This is a genomic window from Paenibacillus polysaccharolyticus, from assembly GCF_023714295.1.
GTDB classification, from domain to species: Bacteria; Bacillota; Bacilli; order Paenibacillales; family Paenibacillaceae; genus Paenibacillus; species Paenibacillus polysaccharolyticus_A.
Genome location: NZ_JAMAUN010000002.1, coordinates 227,773 through 245,766 on the forward strand (window position 1 = coordinate 227,773; position 17,994 = coordinate 245,766).

General features: G+C 44.4%; 15 protein-coding genes. 3 read left to right on the forward strand and 12 right to left on the reverse strand.

Annotated features, from left to right (window positions below; genetic code table 11):
• Positions 1–85: 85 nt before the first annotated feature.
• Complete coding sequence (gene lexA / locus M3629_RS09750; protein WP_056689962.1) at positions 86–712, forward strand: transcriptional repressor LexA; 627 nt, start codon at positions 86–88, stop codon at positions 710–712.
• A gap of 157 nt (positions 713–869) precedes the next feature.
• Here lexA and M3629_RS09755 read toward each other — a convergent pair whose 3' ends face one another.
• Complete coding sequence (locus M3629_RS09755) at positions 870–2,183, reverse strand: aldehyde dehydrogenase (protein ID WP_435368204.1); 1,314 nt, start codon at positions 2,181–2,183, stop codon at positions 870–872.
• A 484-nt stretch (positions 2,184–2,667) separates the two neighbouring features.
• Between M3629_RS09755 and M3629_RS09760 the strand changes: the two genes are divergently transcribed.
• Together M3629_RS09760 and M3629_RS09765 are read left to right on the forward strand one after the other, a co-directional pair.
• A complete protein-coding gene (locus M3629_RS09760; protein WP_251505257.1) occupies positions 2,668–2,979 on the forward strand; it encodes a hypothetical protein in 312 nt (103 codons plus the stop codon).
• A gap of 52 nt (positions 2,980–3,031) precedes the next feature.
• The gene (locus M3629_RS09765) at positions 3,032–3,373 is read left to right on the forward strand and encodes a hypothetical protein (protein WP_251505260.1); all 342 of its coding nucleotides are present in this window, start codon (positions 3,032–3,034) and stop codon (positions 3,371–3,373) included.
• A 270-nt stretch (positions 3,374–3,643) separates the two neighbouring features.
• Here the strand turns inward: M3629_RS09765 and glnA are convergent, their stop codons facing one another.
• The 11 genes from glnA to mutL all read right to left on the reverse strand — a co-directional run bounded on the left by glnA (position 3,644) and on the right by mutL (position 17,988).
• Positions 3,644–4,972, reverse strand: a complete 1,329-nt coding sequence (gene glnA / locus M3629_RS09770) for a type I glutamate--ammonia ligase (protein ID WP_090916813.1) — start codon at positions 4,970–4,972, stop codon at positions 3,644–3,646.
• A gap of 130 nt (positions 4,973–5,102) precedes the next feature.
• Positions 5,103–5,516, reverse strand: a complete 414-nt coding sequence (locus tag M3629_RS09775; RefSeq protein WP_056689944.1) for a MerR family transcriptional regulator — start codon at positions 5,514–5,516, stop codon at positions 5,103–5,105.
• A gap of 82 nt (positions 5,517–5,598) precedes the next feature.
• Positions 5,599–6,852: an aminotransferase class I/II-fold pyridoxal phosphate-dependent enzyme gene (locus M3629_RS09780; protein ID WP_251505264.1), complete on the reverse strand. Its 1,254-nt coding sequence runs from the start codon at positions 6,850–6,852 to the stop codon at positions 5,599–5,601.
• An 86-nt stretch (positions 6,853–6,938) separates the two neighbouring features.
• Positions 6,939–8,225, reverse strand: a complete 1,287-nt coding sequence (gene hflX / locus M3629_RS09785; protein WP_251505267.1) for a GTPase HflX — start codon at positions 8,223–8,225, stop codon at positions 6,939–6,941.
• 112 nt (positions 8,226–8,337) lie between these two features.
• Positions 8,338–9,309 carry an AAA family ATPase gene (locus M3629_RS09790; RefSeq protein WP_251505269.1) on the reverse strand — a complete coding sequence of 324 codons (972 nt, stop codon included), beginning with the start codon at positions 9,307–9,309 and terminating at the stop codon, positions 8,338–8,340.
• Positions 9,310–9,427: 118 nt separating this feature from the next.
• Entirely contained in the window at positions 9,428–9,991 is a 564-nt protein-coding gene (locus M3629_RS09795; protein WP_110899344.1) for a DUF402 domain-containing protein, read from the reverse strand.
• Positions 9,992–10,299: 308 nt separating this feature from the next.
• Positions 10,300–12,963 (reverse strand): transglycosylase domain-containing protein, encoded by a 2,664-nt coding sequence (locus tag M3629_RS09800; protein ID WP_251505271.1) that lies wholly within the window; start codon positions 12,961–12,963, stop codon positions 10,300–10,302.
• Between the two features lie 168 nt (positions 12,964–13,131).
• A complete protein-coding gene (gene hfq / locus M3629_RS09805) occupies positions 13,132–13,374 on the reverse strand; it encodes an RNA chaperone Hfq (protein WP_090916826.1) in 243 nt (80 codons plus the stop codon).
• 543 nt (positions 13,375–13,917) lie between these two features.
• Positions 13,918–14,874 (reverse strand): tRNA (adenosine(37)-N6)-dimethylallyltransferase MiaA, encoded by a 957-nt coding sequence (miaA, locus tag M3629_RS09810; protein WP_251505273.1) that lies wholly within the window; start codon positions 14,872–14,874, stop codon positions 13,918–13,920.
• Positions 14,855–15,640, reverse strand: coding sequence for a class I SAM-dependent methyltransferase (locus M3629_RS09815; RefSeq protein WP_251505275.1), 786 nt, complete (start codon positions 15,638–15,640; stop codon positions 14,855–14,857). The genes miaA and M3629_RS09815 overlap by 20 nt, the downstream gene beginning before the upstream one ends.
• A gap of 17 nt (positions 15,641–15,657) precedes the next feature.
• Positions 15,658–17,988 carry a DNA mismatch repair endonuclease MutL gene (mutL, locus tag M3629_RS09820; protein WP_251505277.1) on the reverse strand — a complete coding sequence of 777 codons (2,331 nt, stop codon included), beginning with the start codon at positions 17,986–17,988 and terminating at the stop codon, positions 15,658–15,660.
• Positions 17,989–17,994 lie beyond the last annotated feature (6 nt).

Consider the following 17,994-nt stretch of genomic DNA (forward strand, 5'->3'; position numbering starts at 1 on the left):
CGATTTCTTTAGAACTTATGTTTGTACGAACGGAGGTTCTATGTTATAATTTTCCCAAACGTTACTAAAATGGGGTTGATACGGTATGTCGAAGATATCCAGCAGGCAACAGGCTATCCTGGAGTTTATACGAAATGAAGTCCGTTTGAAGGGGTATCCTCCTTCCGTAAGAGAGATTGGCGAAGCCGTTGGACTGGCTTCCAGTTCCACAGTGCATGGACACTTGGATCGTTTGGAGAAGAAAGGGTTAATTAGACGTGACCCAACCAAACCAAGAGCGATTGAATTGTTAAGCCAGGAAGAGTCTGAGCATTCTCATCAGTTCGCCCACAGCGTTGCACGAATACCGGTCGTGGGTAAAGTTACAGCTGGTGTGCCGATTACGGCAACAGAAAATATTGAAGACTACTTCCCACTTCCTACACACTATGTGGGAGAACAAAAAGTGTTTATGCTTTCCGTTGTCGGGGACAGTATGATTGAAGCCGGTATTGTTAATGGAGATTATGTAATCGTGCGTCAGCAACAAACTGCTGACAATGGTGACATTGTCGTGGCCATGACTGAGGACGATGAAGCAACAGTGAAGACCTTTTATAAAGAAAAAGATCATATTCGCCTTCAACCGGAAAATGCTACCTTTGAACCGTTACGGCTGAAACACGTTAGTATTTTGGGTAAGGTCATTGGTCTTTTCCGCGATATTCATTAATGCATATTGATTTATTAAATTGTTCATACGTTATACCCGATAGAATTCGAAAGAGGTTGCCCTGATCAACAGGACAACCTCTTTCTTTTGATTTAATAGATGGAGCATAGCACATACTAATATATCACTCTATTAAAAATATGCGCTAAACTAGAATTTATTTGGTACGTTTCAGAATGCTCTTGTGATGTGAGAATACTTCAAAACTTTGTTTTCCATGGTAAGACCCCATGCCGCTCTCTCCCACACCACCAAATGGCAAATAATGCGAGGTCATATGAGATAGAGTCTCATTAATACAGCCTCCACCAAAAGAAACCTTATTCAATACCTGCTCCTGTAAAGTTTCATTCTCAGTAAATAAATACAAAGCGAGTGGTTTAGGCCGACGAACAATTTCATCGAGCATTGGATCCAGCTCACCATACGTAAATACCGGAAGAATAGGTCCAAAGATCTCTTCCTGCATTACTGGTGAATCCCAATCAATATCGCCTAGAATGGTCGGTTCAATCATAAGCTGATCCCGATTGGAACGCCCTCCCATTAAATTCTTGCCATTCGTGAGGAAAGCGGACAAACGATCAAAGTTACGTGCGTTAACAATATGGGGAAAATCTTTATTTTGCATTACATCATCCCCAAATTTATCACGAACCTCCGCTCTGATTTCCTTAATTAGTTGATCACGTACCTGTTCATCTACTAATAAATAGTCCGGTGCAACACAGGTCTGACCTGCATTCAGAAATTTACCACGCACAAGACGTTGTGCTGCCAGTTTCAGATCAGCATCCTGATGCACAATCGCCGGACTTTTACCGCCTAACTCTAGCGTCACTGGAGTTAAGTGCTCTGCTGCAGCTTTCATTACTATACGACCAACCCCAGTACTACCAGTGAAGAAAATATAATCAAATTTCTCATTGAGCAGTGCTGTACTCGTTTCAACCTCCCCTTCCATAACAGCAATGTACTCCTCAGGATATGTTTCATGGATGAGATCGTAGATCAAACGAGATGTAGCTGGCGTAAGCTCAGAAGGTTTGATAACTGCACAGTTCCCTGCCGCAATCGCACCGATCAGCGGCCCAAATGCCAGTTGAAACGGATAATTCCAAGGCGCAATAATCAGAGCAACTCCATAAGGCTCAGGGTAAATCGTACTAACCGCGTCCGGGATTGCCGAGCTCGTTGGAACGTTACGTGGCGCAGCCCACTCACGCAGATGTTCCAGCGTATAATCCAGCTCACCCAGTACTATGCGAATCTCCGAGCCATATCCTTCTGCCTCTGATTTATTAAGATCAGCACGGAGCGCATCCAAAATGCGCTGTTGGTACTTCTGAATCCCTTTTCTCAAGTTTTGCAAAGCCTGAATCCGATACTCCACCGGTTTAGTCTGCCCAGTATTAAAAAACGTACGTTGTGTAGTTACAAGTTGTTTCGCTTGTTGTTCCAAAAATATCATCTCCAATAAATTTTTAAAAATTATATTGTATAAAATCAAATTAATTATATCTTTTATATATGAAACTATCAACATATATCTGAAACAAAAATATGTAAAAAGACAAAGAGAGTCATGATTACGAATAGTTCCTAGTTATTTTCATTGATTGTTTGTTCCATAATCTCTTTTATAAATTTTTCATATGTTGAATTTATCACCTTTTTTAATCTGAAAATTTTTAATTAGTTTAGTTTCGTATTCCTATAGAGTTATCAACGATATAACTATTTATATTTCTGCACAAAAAATAAATCATCTCCTCTAATTTATGTAATGATAAAGCTTATTTTTGGCTCTTATTTTATCTCCGTATATAAGGGACGTAATCTGAAAATAAATCTAGTAAACCATGTTACATATGTCATTATTTTACATTGAAAAATATGGTATTTTTAGAGAGTAAAGTTTTATAAATGCATTACAAATCTTAGGAGGTATTTATATGAAGAAGAAATTGTATTCATTTGGAGCTTTAACTGTTATTGTAGCAAGCATCGCTGTTCCAACATCATTCGCCACCGCTTCACCTTCTTCTCAAGATTCGTTAACTTCACAAAGTATTACGATTCAGGCAACCCAGAAATATGTGAGATATTCAGATGTAAACAATAAATATGGAAATGCGAGTTATGTTCCACAGACCTATACTTATGCTGATGGTGTTTGGTATGGAAGACTAACATTAACATCTACTACCTATTCTAACGGGTTATATTACGGAAACTATGAGGGTTACGTAACTAAGATGGAATGATTTACTCCTTTAGAATAAATTCATTATCATAATAAAAGGGAGCGAAGATTGAATGATGAAGAAATTACTTGCTGGCTTATTGGCTGTATCTGCATGTTTTTCAATTGGTTCTACCTCCTTCGCTGCGGATGTCGGTATTTCAACAACGATTTCATCACTATCGGAAATTTCTCAGGTGACAGCGCCTCAAGCTTTTTTTGAGCGAGACATTTACCTAAAAGTAGGCCAACCAGGTCAATGGTATAGCGGCTACACTTATGATGTAATCTATAGTGATGGCGCTTGTGATATTGGCCCTGATTTTTTAGTTACCCCTATTCGACCAGGGCTTACTGTTGCAAGTGCAAATCATGGTACTTATATCATACTTTTCAAGTTTCATGTGAGTTATTAATTCATTAATGAACTAATACAAACTCGGTGAATTTATTTTAATTCCACTGTTTCGAGTTTAACAAAATAGCATAGGCACTGTTAGAAAGCTCACAGTAGTGTAAATTAAATGCAAAATAGCGTTCTCATAAAAGAGCGCTATTTTGCATTTTTCCTGAATTTTATTTAATGCGGGCATTTTGTGGGCACTTTCATTTTATTTCACCTAGGAATGATTTGCCCACAAAAAAAGAAAAACCCCTTACGCCAGATGGCGCAAGGGATTCGGGCATTAATACAACGTGATATATTGATCGCGTTCCCATTGGTGGACTTGTGTGCGGTACATATCCCACTCAATTTCTTTTAGCTCGTAGAAGTGAGCCAGGGCGTGGTCGCCGAGAGCATCACAGATCACTTCGCTGCGGATCAATTCGTTCAATGCTTCTTTCAGGTCAGCTGGCAAGCTAGGAATGCCTTCTTCCACACGCTCTTCTTCTGACATGATGTAGATATTGCGATCAATCGGAGCTGGCAAGGAAAGCTCGCGTTTGATTCCGTCCAGACCTGCTTTCAATAAAACAGCCAAAGCCAGGTAAGGGTTAGCAGCCGGATCTGGGTTACGCACCTCAACACGAGTACTCAGACCACGTGAAGCTGGGATACGGATCATTGGGCTACGGTTACTTGCAGACCATGCTACGTAACACGGTGCTTCGTAACCTGGCACAAGACGTTTGTAGGAGTTCACCGTCGGGTTCGTGATTGCTGCAAACGCACGAGCATGCTTCAGCGTTCCAGCCATGAAGTGACGTGCAGTTTTGCTCAGTCCCAGTTCGTCCGACTCGTCAACAAATGCGTTCTCATTACCACGGAACAAGGATTGGTTACAGTGCATACCGGAACCGTTCATACCGAACAATGGTTTTGGCATAAATGTAGCATGTAATCCATGCTGACGTGCAATCGTTTTAACAACGAGTTTGAATGTTTGAATCTGGTCTGCCGCTTTCAATGCATCCGCATATTTGAAATCGATCTCGTGTTGACCAGGAGCTACCTCATGGTGAGAAGCTTCGATCTCAAAGCCCATCTCTTCAAGCGTAATAACAATGTCACGACGACAGTTTTCACCAAGATCTGTTGGTGCAAGGTCGAAATAACCACCTTGGTCATTCAGTTCATTCGTTGGATTTCCTTTTTCATCCGTTTTGAACAAGAAGAATTCCGGTTCAGGACCGACGTTAAAGGAAGTGAATCCCATTTCTTCGGCTTCCTTCAGGTTTCGCTTCAAGATGCCACGTGGATCACCTGGGAATGGGTTGCCATCTGGCAGATATACGTCACAGATCAAACGTGCGACGCGATTATCGGATACCCATGGGAAAATAAGCCAAGAGTCAAGATCCGGATAGAGGTACATGTCGGACTCTTCGATACGAACATAACCTTCAATGGAAGAACCATCAAACATCATTTTGTTATCCAAAGCCTTCGTTAACTGGCTTACAGGAATCTCAACGTTTTTAATCGCTCCCAGCAAGTCGGTGAATTGCAGTCGAACGAATCGTACGTTTTCTTCTTTGGAGATGCGGAGAATGTCTTCTTTTGTATAACTCATGATTCCTCTCCCTTTCTTATCTGCGTATTTGGCTTGCATGTTATATTTGTACATTAGAATGTGCCACGGGTCAAGGAGTCTGACATCAGAAGTTTGAAATTTACCTTACCCGCCTCGTTAGGTGAATCGATTACTTTTTATTAAAAAACCGAGAAAGTTCACCTTGGATAAGAGAAACTTGACCTGGCCTTTTGCCTGACACCAGCTGTTGCTTCAGCAAACGGTGCAGTTGTGTATCGGACAGCTCTCTGCGCTTAACTTCGGTATCCGGTGTAATCACCGTAGCTTCTTCAGACTCTTTTGAAACTGGATTCATCACTTGCTTAATGCCTGCAATGTTAACTCCCTTTTCAATGAGAGCTTTGATCTCTAGTAATCTCTCAACATCGTTAAAGGAAAACAAGCGCTGATTCCCTGAAGTTCTTGCAGGAACAATCAGGCTGTGCTGCTCATAATAACGAATCTGTCTCGCGGACAGGTCGGTAAGCTTCATTACGATACCGATCGGGAATAAGGCCATATTTCTGCGGATTTCGTCGCCCATGTTCATCAACCTTCCAGTCATCTATTCTTGACCCTATTGTACATTTAGTTGTTACAAAGTGTCAATGACGTGTTAGATAAACTCACAATAATTTGCGATCTTTCATCGCTTGTAATGCCATCAAAACGCCATATTTAACATGAGAGTACGTTAACCCCCCCTGCATATAACCGATAAAAGGCTCTCGAATCGGCGCATCGGCGGATAACTCCAAACTTCCTCCTTGAATAAACGTACCTGCCGCCATAATGACAGGATGCTCATAACCGGGCATATCCCAAGGCTCAGGAACAACATGGCTATCCACAGCAGCTGCCTGCTGAATGCCTTGTACAAAAGCAATTAAATGCTCAGCTGAACTGAATTGCACCGCCTGGATCAAGTCAGTACGCGGCTCATCCCACGCAGGCTTGGTCACAAATCCGGATTCAGCAAACATCGCCGCTGCAAAAACACTTCCTTTAATCGCTTGACCTACAATGGTCGGAGCCATGTAAAGTCCTTGGTAGATGCCTCGCGTTGTCCCCAGCATAGCCCCTACCTCACCACCAATGCCAGGTGCAGTCAAACGATATGCTGCCAGTTGTACATAATTCTCTTTACCACATATGTATCCTCCGGTTTCTGCTAGCCCACCACCAGGATTTTTAATCAACGAACCTGCCATCAAGTCCACACCTACTTCTGTAGGTTCACGTTCCTCCGTAAATTCGCCGTAACAATTATCCACAAATACGATAACGTCTGGTTTCAACACTTTAACACGCGCCACCATATCTGCAATCTGTGCAATTGTAAACGAAGAACGCCAGTCGTAGCCACGAGAGCGCTGAATACCTATAACCTTCGTTGCCGGAGTAATAGATTTTTCCACCGCTTCCCAATCTACTTGTCCTGCCTCTGTCAGTGCAGTTTCAGCATACCCAATCCCAAAATCACGGAGAGATCCTGTTCCGTCACCAGGCTTGCCAATTACTTTATGTAATGTGTCATAGGGCTTACCCGTGATGTACAACAGTTCGTCTCCTGGACGCAATACGCCAAACAGAGCGGTACTTATCGTGTGTGTTCCTGAGGCAAAATGAGGACGCACCAGTGCAGCTTCTGCACCAAACACATCCGCATATACCTCATCGAGCACCTCACGCCCACGATCGTTATATGCATACCCCGTGGAGCCTGCAAAATGAAAATCACTTACTTTTCTGCGTTGAAAAGCATCGATAACCTTCCATTGATTGTGATCAACAATACGATCAATTTGTTGCAACTGCCCTTCAATCTGACGCTCCACCTGATGTTGCAGTTCTACAATATGTGAATCAAACCTTGCCATCTTGCTTCATTCCCCTTTTATAGCACGGAACTGACGCATTCGAATCAATTCTCGTGTCAACGTATCACATTAATATGTCATGAATATTACAGTTCGATGAAATCTTCAAGTAGATATGCAAATTTCTCATATTCACCTTTTTGCAACTCAACTTGATAGATGACGTCATTCTCATCATATTCCGTTCCTACAACATCACCGATTTTGTAGAGTACAGATGTCAGATCCCCACGTTCTGCCGGGATTCGGAACCGCTTCGTGTCACCTGTCAGTTCAGCCTGAATCAATTCACGAACCTTGATCAAGTCTAATTCATCAAGTGCACTTATTTTAATATGTTTTTTATCCAAAGGAAGCATTTGTAGTTGTTCTGGCGTGCAGGCATCTTTTTTGTTATACAGCACAAGCTGAGGCTTGTCCCCTGCACCAAGTTGCTGCAGAATGGCATGAACTGTATTCATCTGATCGTCACGCATTTCGGATGAAGCGTCTACAACATGTAAAATCAGATCAGCCTCATTCACTTCTTCCAGTGTCGCGCGGAAAGCCGCAACCAGATCGTGAGGTAGGTTCTGAATAAAACCAACGGTGTCCGTCAGTACAATTTCTTTACCACTTGGCAATTCCATCGTACGTGATGTTGGGTCGAGTGTAGCAAAAAGCTGATCCTGAATATATACATCCGCAGCGGTTAACTGCTTCAGCAGTGTTGATTTACCTGCATTCGTGTAACCTACTAAAGCAACTTGAATAATCCCCGTTTTTTTACGACGCTCTCTATGCAGTTTACGATGACGTGTGACTTCCTCGAGGTGACGTTTTAGATCATCGATTCGTCCTCGGATATGACGACGGTCTGTCTCCAGCTTGCTCTCACCAGGACCTCTTGTTCCTATTCCGCCACCAAGTCGTGACAGGTTTTTACCATGCCCCGACAAACGCGGTAACAAGTAGCTATGCTGCGCCAGTTCGACCTGAATGATTCCTTCTCGTGTACTCGCACGTTGCGCAAAGATATCCAGAATCAGCTGTGTACGGTCAATGATCTTCAGATCCAAAGTCTCTTCCAGATTTCGAACCTGCGCACCAGACAACTCCTGATCAAAAATAGCTGTCGTTGCTCCCAGCTCGTCCGCAACCAAACGCAGTTCTTCCACTTTACCTTTACCAATAAACCATTTCGTATCCCTTGTTTCCCGGTTCTGGGTTAATACACTGAGAACTTCAACGCCTGCCGTTTCAGCCAGCTTCACAAGTTCCTGTAATGAATACTCATGATTAATCCCTGAACGCTTCACTTCATCGGTAACCAGACTGACCAATATTGCTCGGTCTTTTTTGGTTGTATCTGTATCGTGCGTACCCATTGTCATATATATACCAACTCCCCTGCTCCGTATAAATACATTAAACCACGAAATGCCCGTGGCATGGTTAAAGCCGAACCGGTTAGCCCGGCCGGCTCTGTTAAAAGGTTATTATCGCTTACTTTCGTTCAAACTTCAAATCCTCTGTACGAATAGTCATTAGTTCCAGCTTACCCGGACTTCCTTCCGAGTATTGTTCCAACAAACGAACAGCTTGATGCCGGATTGACCTCTCAATTGCATTCCTTACATACCTAGCATTACTGAAAGCGTGCAACGAATCATCCTTTTCCTGAAGAAGATGCTGCTTTAACTTGAGTATAGTCTGCGGCATTAAAATATAATCACGCTCTTTGGCCATAATCTCAGAGATTTGAATCAACTGGTCAATCGTATAGTCTGGAAATTCAACCTGGATCGGAAAACGGGATGGTAAACCCGGATTCGTTTGTAGAAAAAAATCAATTTCCTCCGAGTATCCGGCTAATATCAAAATGAACTGGTTTTTGTGATCCTCCATTGATTTTACAAGTGTGTCGATGGCTTCCTTGCCAAAATCCTTCTCCCCGCCCCGAGCCAAACTGTACGCCTCATCAATAAACAGAATACCGCCAAGGGCTTTCTTGACCAAGTCCCTCGTCTTCTGTGCCGTATGACCGATGTATTCCCCTACAAGGTCAGCGCGTTCTACTTCAATGAGATGACCTTTACTCAGTACGCCCATTTTCTGAAACATTTTGGCTACGATTCTGGCTACTGTTGTTTTGCCCGTTCCAGGGTTACCTTTGAAAATCATATGATATACGTGTGCACCGCTAAGCAGACCTGCCTCGGAGCGCATTTGCGCAATCTGAAGAAATGCATAAATCTCGAACACTAGTTCTTTAATGTTTTCGAGTCCAACCAGCTGCTCCAGTTCACCCTGAATCTCCTGAAAATGAGCATGCTTTGTTATACTTTTGGCCGCTTGTAATGAGGTTGCTTCATCTTTAGCGAGAATTTGAGGTTCCTGGTTACGTAATACCACATTAATTTGTCTGGATGGTCTGCCTCCCGGTTGCCCTCCTGCAGCCATGACCCGTCCGTTCATTCGCCATCACCTCTATTTTATCGGGCTGATCTCTCCTGATTATTAATGTATTCTATCAGGTGTCCAGATATTAGAAGGATGTACAATAAAAGTTCTGGCCAGAACAATTCGTTTCGTTTTAGACCTGGATATTTTTGCGAAACTCACCATTCTCAAATAACGTTTGTCTATGCTTCAGTGATAACTGAAAGTATGGGAACACATGAGCATCAATGGCATGGAGCAGTTCCTTCGCCGTTTTATTCGCGAGATCATAATCTCCGGTTGTAATATGTTTCCGTGACAAGGCATCCTCAAGCTCATCCTCATCTAGCAAAAAGATTTCTCCGTCCTTAAGCACAACTACGTCCAAGTAGAGATCATCAAACCAGGGAACGCCCTGATCCGTAATTCCCTGGCTACGGCAAGTGTCGATGTACCATTCTACAATCCGCTGCTGATCATCAAACATCGCTGTAACCACAAAGTGTTCTCCCTTCGGATAATACTGAAGCCAGGAATACCCCTTGTCTGCGATACAAAAAGTTGTACCTCCATACGTCTTCCACAAAGGTTCTTTCAAATCCTGTATGGTATACAACGTGATGTAGCCTGTAAAAATTTTGGACTGCACGAACCGGCATGTAAATTGTCGGTTCGTAATCCGGCGCCAGTTTGCGCGATCCCCGAATTTCCGTTTCATACGAACCCCTCTTTGCCGACTGCAGATGTATGATCTGCATTTTGGATTGGTGAACATTTATACGTCTGCTAGAGAACAATCGCTAAGAATAGGCTCTATACAACGTATTACGAATAGCTACAGCTTACCATATTTAAAGGATACACTCAAAACTAAGCTTGTTATGTCGCTATTCATGGTTCACATGGTCTTGAATATTGAAGCACACCCTCTCTTATACACATATACAACAACAAAAAAAAACTGCTTCACCGGCGAACCGGGAAGCAGTTTAGAGAAAACAAATATACTATCGTGAATTACAATTCTTATCCTCCCGAACCGGATTGAGGTGTAGAAGGAGCTTCTGTTCCTCCGCCGTCTCCACTGGTTCCACTATCCGGAGTAACGACTTGACCCGGTGTACTCACTCCACCTTCACTTGAGCCGTCACTTCCAGGATCGGTGGTTCCTTGGCCTGGCGGGGTACCGCCACCATCCGGTTGGCCATTGCCAGGACCGGATCCACCATTGTTGCCGTTTCCGTTGTTGCCGTTATTTCCAATACCATTATTGCCATTGTTGCCATTCTCGTTTCCATTGCCATTGTTACCATTCGGGTTGCCATTATCGCCCCCGCCATTGTCCGGATTATCCGTGTCTGGTACTTCAGGATCAGTACCTGTTCCAGGGTCTGTACCCGGATCTGGCTGCTGTGGATCAACCTCCTGCGCTTCAATCATAAGCGAGACGGTATTCGATGGGCTGGTCTCCTGTCCGGAAGCCGCATCATAGGCCGTTACATAATACTCGTAGGTCAGCCCCGGTAGAGCACTTAAATCCTGCGCATTCGTTGTTCCCACAGAATCAATTAGATGGGTGAACTGAGCTTCCGAAGTCTCTTTGCGATAGACACGGTATTGTGTGTTCGCGTCGCCTGTTCCCGTCCAACTGAGGGAAACAGTCTGTGCAGAAGGATCATAGGATGCATTCAATCCGCTAACCGATAATGCAGGCTGCTCTGGTTGCTCCACAGGTGGAGGTGCCTGACCTCCATCTGGCGTTTTGAATTCCTTCACAGGAACACCTTTTAAAGCATCGCCCATAACTTTGGCAAAAAACGCTGCAGATAGCTTACTGCTGTTCTTCAGCATATGTTTTGCATCCGGATTGTCATAACCCATCCAGACAGCAGCGGTCCACTCCGGTGTGTAGCCAACAAACCATACGTCACGGTTCGAACTGTTTCCAGCGATGCCACTTTGCACGGTTCCCGTTTTACCGGCTACCGGTCGATCCAGACGAGCAGAGCGTCCGGTACCGTCATTAACTACGTTTTGCAGCATCTGTGTAAGTTGGTATGCGTTCTGTTCGCTCATCACACGTTTGGTTTCTGACTTATCATGTTTATAGGTTGTTTTGCCTGAACTATCCTTAATTTCTTTAATGGAGTAGGCTTGCTGATACTCTCCAAGGTTAGCAAATGAGCTGTAGGCTTGAGCCATCTCCAGTGTATTGGTACCTTTACTAAGACCACCCAGAGCAATGGCCAGGTTTTTATCCTGGTCGGTCAGCTGAATACCTACACTTTTTGCAAAATTAACTCCGGTATTGACCCCGATCTTATCCAGTAACCATACAGCAGGAATATTTTCAGATTTCGTAATCGCATCCGTCATACTGATCGTGGAAGAATATCCATGCAGGTTGCCTGGACAATAGTTTCCGAAACACTGCTTCTGATTGCTCAGCTGTGAGTTCGCACTGTATTGCCCTGTCTCCAGCGCCGGAGCATAGGATACAATCGGTTTAAATGCTGAACCTGGCTGTCTTCGGCTTTGCGTTACACGACTATAACCTTTGGTTTGGTAATCACGTCCGCCTAATAAGGCAACAAGGCCGCCATTTTCATGATTCATGATGACCATTGAACCTTGAACCTGTTGATCATCCTTGCTGGCTTCAAACAAACTGTCGTCCGAGAATGCACTTTCCATAGCGGTCTGAGCCTGCGCATCCATCGTTGTATAGATTTTGAAACCGCCGATATTGAGATCATCTTCCGTCATACCCGTTACTTGCTCAGCTTCACGTAGAACGTAGTCAATAAAGGCTTGATATTTTCTATCTTTCTCGGGACGTTTGTAGTTGTAATTAATTTCCTTAGCTTCATCCATCTCCGCTTTAGAGATGTAGCCTTGCTCATACATTAGTTGCAGAACAACACCACGGCGTGCCTTGGAATCATTCGGATTGCTGACTGGATTGTAAGCCGATGGTCCTTTTGGCATAGCTGCCAATGTCGCAATCTGCCACAATTTTAATTTATTCAGATCCGTAACCCCAAAATAAAACTCTGATGCTGCCTTGATCCCGTAACGTTGATGACCAAAGAAAATTCGGTTCAGATACATCGTCAAAATTTCATCTTTGGAAAATTTACGTTCCAGTGCCATCGCAATCGATACTTCGGTTGCTTTACGGAAGAACGTTTTGTCACGCGACAGGAACATATTTTTGGCAAGTTGTTGAGTTAGCGTACTACCGCCCTCTACCATGGAACGTGCCATAACGTCTTTGACTGCCGCACGACCGATTGACCAAATATCTACGCCCTGATGATCATAGAAGCGTTTATCCTCTGTTGCCACAAAGGCTTCCTTGACCAGTTTCGGTATATCATCAGATTCCACAGGTTCCAGCTTTTTAATTGACAGTTCGCCCATAATGTTACCGTTGCGATCATAGACCTTTGACGTTTCATTAATTGTTGTTTTATCCATGTTGGCTGTAAGCAGACGTTCACCACTAATTAAAATAAACAAATATCCGCCTAGCGCACAGAATATGGCGACTGCCATGGTGAAAAATAAAGTCCATCCAACGCGTTTCCCCGTAATTTTTTTCTTTTTAGAGGTCTTTGGTTTCGCTTTTTGATTTGACTTGTTATTGGTGTTGCGATTATTAGACCTCGATAACGGATCGTTTGGCATGTTACCTCCTGACTCCCTTTCAGTTGCATGTTTTCTATTTCTCTGACGAACGAAAGCATATATTAAACCTATTTTGCCCGGAATGAAAAGAACAACCCTTATTAGGTTGTTCTGTTTCAATACCTATACTTGTAGACGAAATGGTGTGTGAAAAGGTTTCGGATTTTTTTAAGCTTCGCCGCCGTTGTCTTGCTGCATCAGCGATACGCTGCGTTGCGGCGTGAACGTGGAGATGGCATGCTTGTAGACCATTTGCTGGCGTCCGTCGCTGTCAATGACGATCGTAAAATTGTCAAATGCCTTGATCGTCCCGCGGATTTGGAAGCCATTGGTCAGATAGACCGTAGCCGGAATGTTTTCTTTCCGCAGTTGGTTCAAGAACGTATCTTGGATGTTAATGGACTTGTTCATTAGCCGTACCCCCATTGGTTCATTTGAATTCGTAATGTAAGTATGATTCAATATCGCTGAGTAGCTTTCGTGCTATTATATCATGAACAGTTTCATATAATCCACAAAAACCCCTTGTCCCCTTTTTCGCGTCTCTTTGAGGAGAGGCTTTAAAATTAGAAGACTTATCCATTATACACTGCCTTATAGATTTGCAAAAGAGGAACAAATTTCGTGTAATAACCGTATAACAAGGCTACATCATACAAGTTTTATTTCGTAATCAAGTGTTAAGTAACATCACACAACCGGTAAATAGCTCCATATACAAACAACTATTTGCTCTATGAAAATGTTGCGTTGGAGATTGATTAACAGACCTGATGCTCTTAACTTCGATCTCAAAACTAAATATTCGAATGATGATCACTTAAATTTTATCCTGAAATTAGCGATTTGAATCAGATTGAGAAATCTCTTTTTTTCATATACGGATAGCAACCGAAATAAAAATAAAAAACCTCCAGCTTTTCAACGAAAAGTAGAGGTTGTGTCTGACTAAGTTTAATTCCATGTATGTGTAATCAATTCACTTACTTGCTTATACTGGCCTTCGAAATTTCCGGTGTCCGTCATGTCCATCCACTGAATATCTTTCATATGACGGAACCAGGACAACTGACGTTTAGCAAAACGACGTGTATCCCTTTTAAGCCACTCTACTGCAGCATCCCAGCTAACCTCGCCTTGCAAATATGCGGCAATCTCCTTGTATCCCAAGCCCTGCATAGAGATATGGCCTCGCGCGACTCCGCGATCCAGCAACGCTTTTACCTCATCGACCAGTCCTTGCTCGATCATCAGATCGATTCGCTCTTCGACTCGTGCATATAACTTCTGACGATCCATCGTCAAACCGATGATGAGCAGATCATAAGGAGACTCTTTTTTTTGAACAGCCAGTTGATCCGACCATTTCTCTCCTGTAAGATGGAAGATTTCGAGCGCACGCACAATTCGCCGCTGGTCGTTCGGATGAAGACGATCCGCACTAGCTGGATCCACTTCCCTGAGCCGATCATGAAGTGCATGTGCCCCATGCTGCTGAGCATATCTGAACTGCTCTTCCCTGAATACTTCATCTGAGCCACTGTCCGAGAATTGAAAACCATAACAGACCGATTCCACGTACAAACCCGTGCCGCCCACAATAAAAGGCAGTTTACCCCGTGCATGAATTTCAGGAATCAAACGTGTGCAACTTTCCTGAAATTCGGCTACAGAGTACGGATATTCCGGCTCATGAATGTCAATCAGATGATGGGGAATGCCCTTCATTTCTTCCGTCGTTATTTTCGCTGTGCCGATATCCATCTCACGATAAACCTGCATGGAATCTCCCGAAATGACTTCACAGTTAAAAGCCTGTGCCAGCTCAATGCTCAATCTTGTTTTGCCTACAGCTGTCGGTCCAACTAGCACCAGCAACTTTGGTTTTGTTTTAACTTCCGGTCTCAACATTAATCACTCCGTACAAGGTTTTTGCATTGGCCCGATCCAGCACCTGGAATCCAAGCCTTTCAAACTCTGCGCTGCCGCGTTTTTCTTTCATGACCACACGCTTGCGGGCGACTCTCTTCGCCTCTATAATGCTCTCTTCCGCTAATGCATGGGCATTTGCGTAGTTCCGTAAAGGCTTAATTGCACTTGAATCCATCATCGGCTCACGAAACATCGGATCAAAATAAACCGTATCACAGCTATGGTCAGGCAATGAACGAAGCAATTCCAGATGATCCTGATTTCGAAGCTCGATGCGCCTGAAAGCCCCGTCTATGGAAGGTTCATTACTCTCATAATGGGACATGCCATCAAGTAAAAGTGTATAGAGTTGCTCGGAGCTTTCACATGCAATCACACGCCCTTGAACACCTGTCGCCACCGCAAAAACGAGTGAATCCGAGCCCAGTCCTGCGGTACAATCCACAACTGTGTCTCCTTCGCGTACAGCACCTGCTTCAAGCATTGGATCAGGTTCTCCCCTTAACACACGTTTGGCACGTACGAATCCCATACTCGGATGAAATTCAAGTTCCGACGCATCTTTCCGGAACAAGCGCGCTCTCCCTTTCAGCACCACCAGAATGTCTTGAATTCCATATTGCTCAAGCATTTTGGGCAGAGATGTTCTGTTGCGCGCTACATAGGTGCCGCCAGTCGCAGCAGCCAATGCACGCGCACGTTCCACCAGAGAGGCCGCCTCCTTGTCACCCGTTGTTATATACATAATATCCCCCTATAAAACTACATCACTCGTTTAAATAATTTTTCCAGATCATAAGTGGAAAAGGAAATCACAATCGGTCGCCCATGCGGACAAGTATATGGCTGCCGGCATGAACCCAGACGCTGAATCAACACTTCAGCTTCTCGATCGGTAAGCTTTTGATTCGCTTTAATGGAAGCTTTGCAGGAGCACATAATCGATGCGGCTTCACGCATTTTAGCCACATCAATACTTCGTTCACTGAGCACCCATTCCGACATTTCCTCGATAATGTCTTTTTCGTCCCCTTTAGGGAACCAGTAAGGATGAGAACGCACACGGAAAGTTTGGCCGCCGAAATGCTCCAGATACACCCCCGCCTGTTCAAACCAGGAGATTCTTGCTTTTAACTTTTCTGTCTCGGAAGGAGTGAATTCAAGGGTAATTGGCAGCAGTAACTCTTGCGAGGCCTGAGCCGGATTTCCAAACTTCTCATAATAGTACTCGTAGTTCACACGTTCGTGAGCGGCATGCTGATCTATCAAAAACAGACCTTCATCGTTTTGTGCGATCAAATATGTTCCATGATGCTGACCAATCAAACTAAGTTCGGGGAATGCAGGCATGGAAGGATCTGAGTGCATAGCAGCTGAAAGCTTGGCTGGATCAGGCATAGAAGTCTTTTTCCAGCTTCGTTCTCCTTTTTGAGCTGCTGAATCATACGGAGCACGGCTCTCCCTTACTGGAGAGCTGTAGGATGGTGAGCGATATGCTCCTGTTTGACTCTGCGCAGCATCTCGGGTTCCAGTTTTACTCGCAGCGTTCCCTTTACCGGTATTAACCTCTGCGCTTACGTCCGCATTCTCCCTTGATGGTTCATCGGAATTTACAAGTTGACGTTCAGTCATATTGCTGTTCGAATTTAAGCTCGTAGCTACACCTTGCTGCTCAACATTCGTTTCTCCGTCCGGTCGAATATGTGGCTCACCCAGTCTAGCATCAGGCAGATTAGAATTCCTCAAACCCTTTCCTTGCTCAATCAGCGCACCGTTCCACGAATCTAGCGATTCATAAACGGATGCGGATTCTGGAGGTGCTTCAGGCAAAGGAGCCGATTGCAACAAAGTAGAAGGATTCTGCTGTAATACTGGCTCTGACCCATTACCTGCGCCTGTTCCTTTACCTGTTTCAAGTTCCGCCGGAGCATCCAGATCGGAATGATCTTCTTCTAAAACTTGTTTACCGAGCGGGCCTTGTTGACCGTATCCTTCGCTTACACCCTGCTCTTTCACAGGTCCACGAGGGAACAGAAACTGTTCCTGAATAAATGAACTGTCATCTCCACGTCTAATCTGCTGTTTTCGTACTTGTGGAATTAGTACCTCTTGCCTTAATATCCCACGCAGGGTGGTTTCCACAAACTCGTATAGTTCCGCCTCTTTGCTAAAACGAACCTCCAGCTTCGCCGGGTGAACGTTCACGTCCACAAGTGAAGGGTGCATCTCCAACTGTAACACCACGAGCGGAAAACGGTTAATAGGCAACAACGTATGATAGGCTTTCAGAATCGCCTGATTTAACCCATAGTTACGAATATATCTTCCATTCACAATCGTTGACATTCCCGCACGGTTCGCACGCGTCCACTCCGGTAGACTGATCAGGCCGCTGATCTTGTAATCCAGATTTTCTCCCTCAATAGGCAACATCGCTTTAGCCGCACTCGTACCATAGATCGCCGCAACCACTTGTAACAGATCACCATTACCCAGCGTTTGCAGTAACGTATTCTCATTGTGCCGGAGGGTGAACGAAATATGTGGATGCGACATCGCCATGCGATATAACACATCTGAGATATGCCCCAGTTCGGTTTGAATTGTTTTCATATACTTTAATCTTGCAGGTGTGTTGTAAAATAACTCCTTCACCACAAACTCCGTCCCCTGTGGTGATGCTGCGTCCTCGTGAGTGCAGAGCTTGCCGCCTTCAATCACGATTCGTCGTCCCCGCCCGTCGTCTCCACTAGCGGTCAGCACTTCCACCTTGGAGACGGCTGCAATACTCGGCAGCGCCTCTCCGCGGAACCCGAGACTTGTGATCTGAAACAGATCACGTCCGTGGGTTATTTTACTGGTCGCATGGCGGTAGAAAGCTGTCTCCAGATCATCCGGCTCTATGCCTGAGCCGTTATCCTTTACCCGAATGCGAAGCAGACCGCCTTCCTCCACCGCCACTTCAATCTTGGAGGCCCCTGCATCCACTGCATTCTCCAGCAGTTCCTTTACGACAGATGCAGGCCGTTCAACGACCTCACCCGCCGCAATCTGGTTGGCAATATGTTCATCAAGCACATGGATTTTCGCCACAGATTC

What these genes read in the sequence shown, in the direction of transcription:
- lexA (WP_056689962.1), top strand. Translation starts at nt 86, where the DNA reads ATGTCGAAGATATCCAGCAGGCAACAGGCTATCCTGGAGTTTATACGA.
- M3629_RS09755 (WP_435368204.1), bottom strand. Translation starts at nt 2,183, where the DNA reads ATGATATTTTTGGAACAACAAGCGAAACAACTTGTAACTACACAACGT.
- M3629_RS09760 (WP_251505257.1), top strand. Translation starts at nt 2,668, where the DNA reads ATGAAGAAGAAATTGTATTCATTTGGAGCTTTAACTGTTATTGTAGCA.
- M3629_RS09765 (WP_251505260.1), top strand. Translation starts at nt 3,032, where the DNA reads ATGATGAAGAAATTACTTGCTGGCTTATTGGCTGTATCTGCATGTTTT.
- glnA (WP_090916813.1), bottom strand. Translation starts at nt 4,972, where the DNA reads ATGAGTTATACAAAAGAAGACATTCTCCGCATCTCCAAAGAAGAAAAC.
- M3629_RS09775 (WP_056689944.1), bottom strand. Translation starts at nt 5,516, where the DNA reads ATGGGCGACGAAATCCGCAGAAATATGGCCTTATTCCCGATCGGTATC.
- M3629_RS09780 (WP_251505264.1), bottom strand. Translation starts at nt 6,852, where the DNA reads ATGGCAAGGTTTGATTCACATATTGTAGAACTGCAACATCAGGTGGAG.
- hflX (WP_251505267.1), bottom strand. Translation starts at nt 8,225, where the DNA reads ATGACAATGGGTACGCACGATACAGATACAACCAAAAAAGACCGAGCA.
- M3629_RS09790 (WP_251505269.1), bottom strand. Translation starts at nt 9,309, where the DNA reads ATGAACGGACGGGTCATGGCTGCAGGAGGGCAACCGGGAGGCAGACCA.
- M3629_RS09795 (WP_110899344.1), bottom strand. Translation starts at nt 9,991, where the DNA reads ATGAAACGGAAATTCGGGGATCGCGCAAACTGGCGCCGGATTACGAAC.
- M3629_RS09800 (WP_251505271.1), bottom strand. Translation starts at nt 12,963, where the DNA reads ATGCCAAACGATCCGTTATCGAGGTCTAATAATCGCAACACCAATAAC.
- hfq (WP_090916826.1), bottom strand. Translation starts at nt 13,374, where the DNA reads ATGAACAAGTCCATTAACATCCAAGATACGTTCTTGAACCAACTGCGG.
- miaA (WP_251505273.1), bottom strand. Translation starts at nt 14,874, where the DNA reads ATGTTGAGACCGGAAGTTAAAACAAAACCAAAGTTGCTGGTGCTAGTT.
- M3629_RS09815 (WP_251505275.1), bottom strand. Translation starts at nt 15,640, where the DNA reads ATGTATATAACAACGGGTGACAAGGAGGCGGCCTCTCTGGTGGAACGT.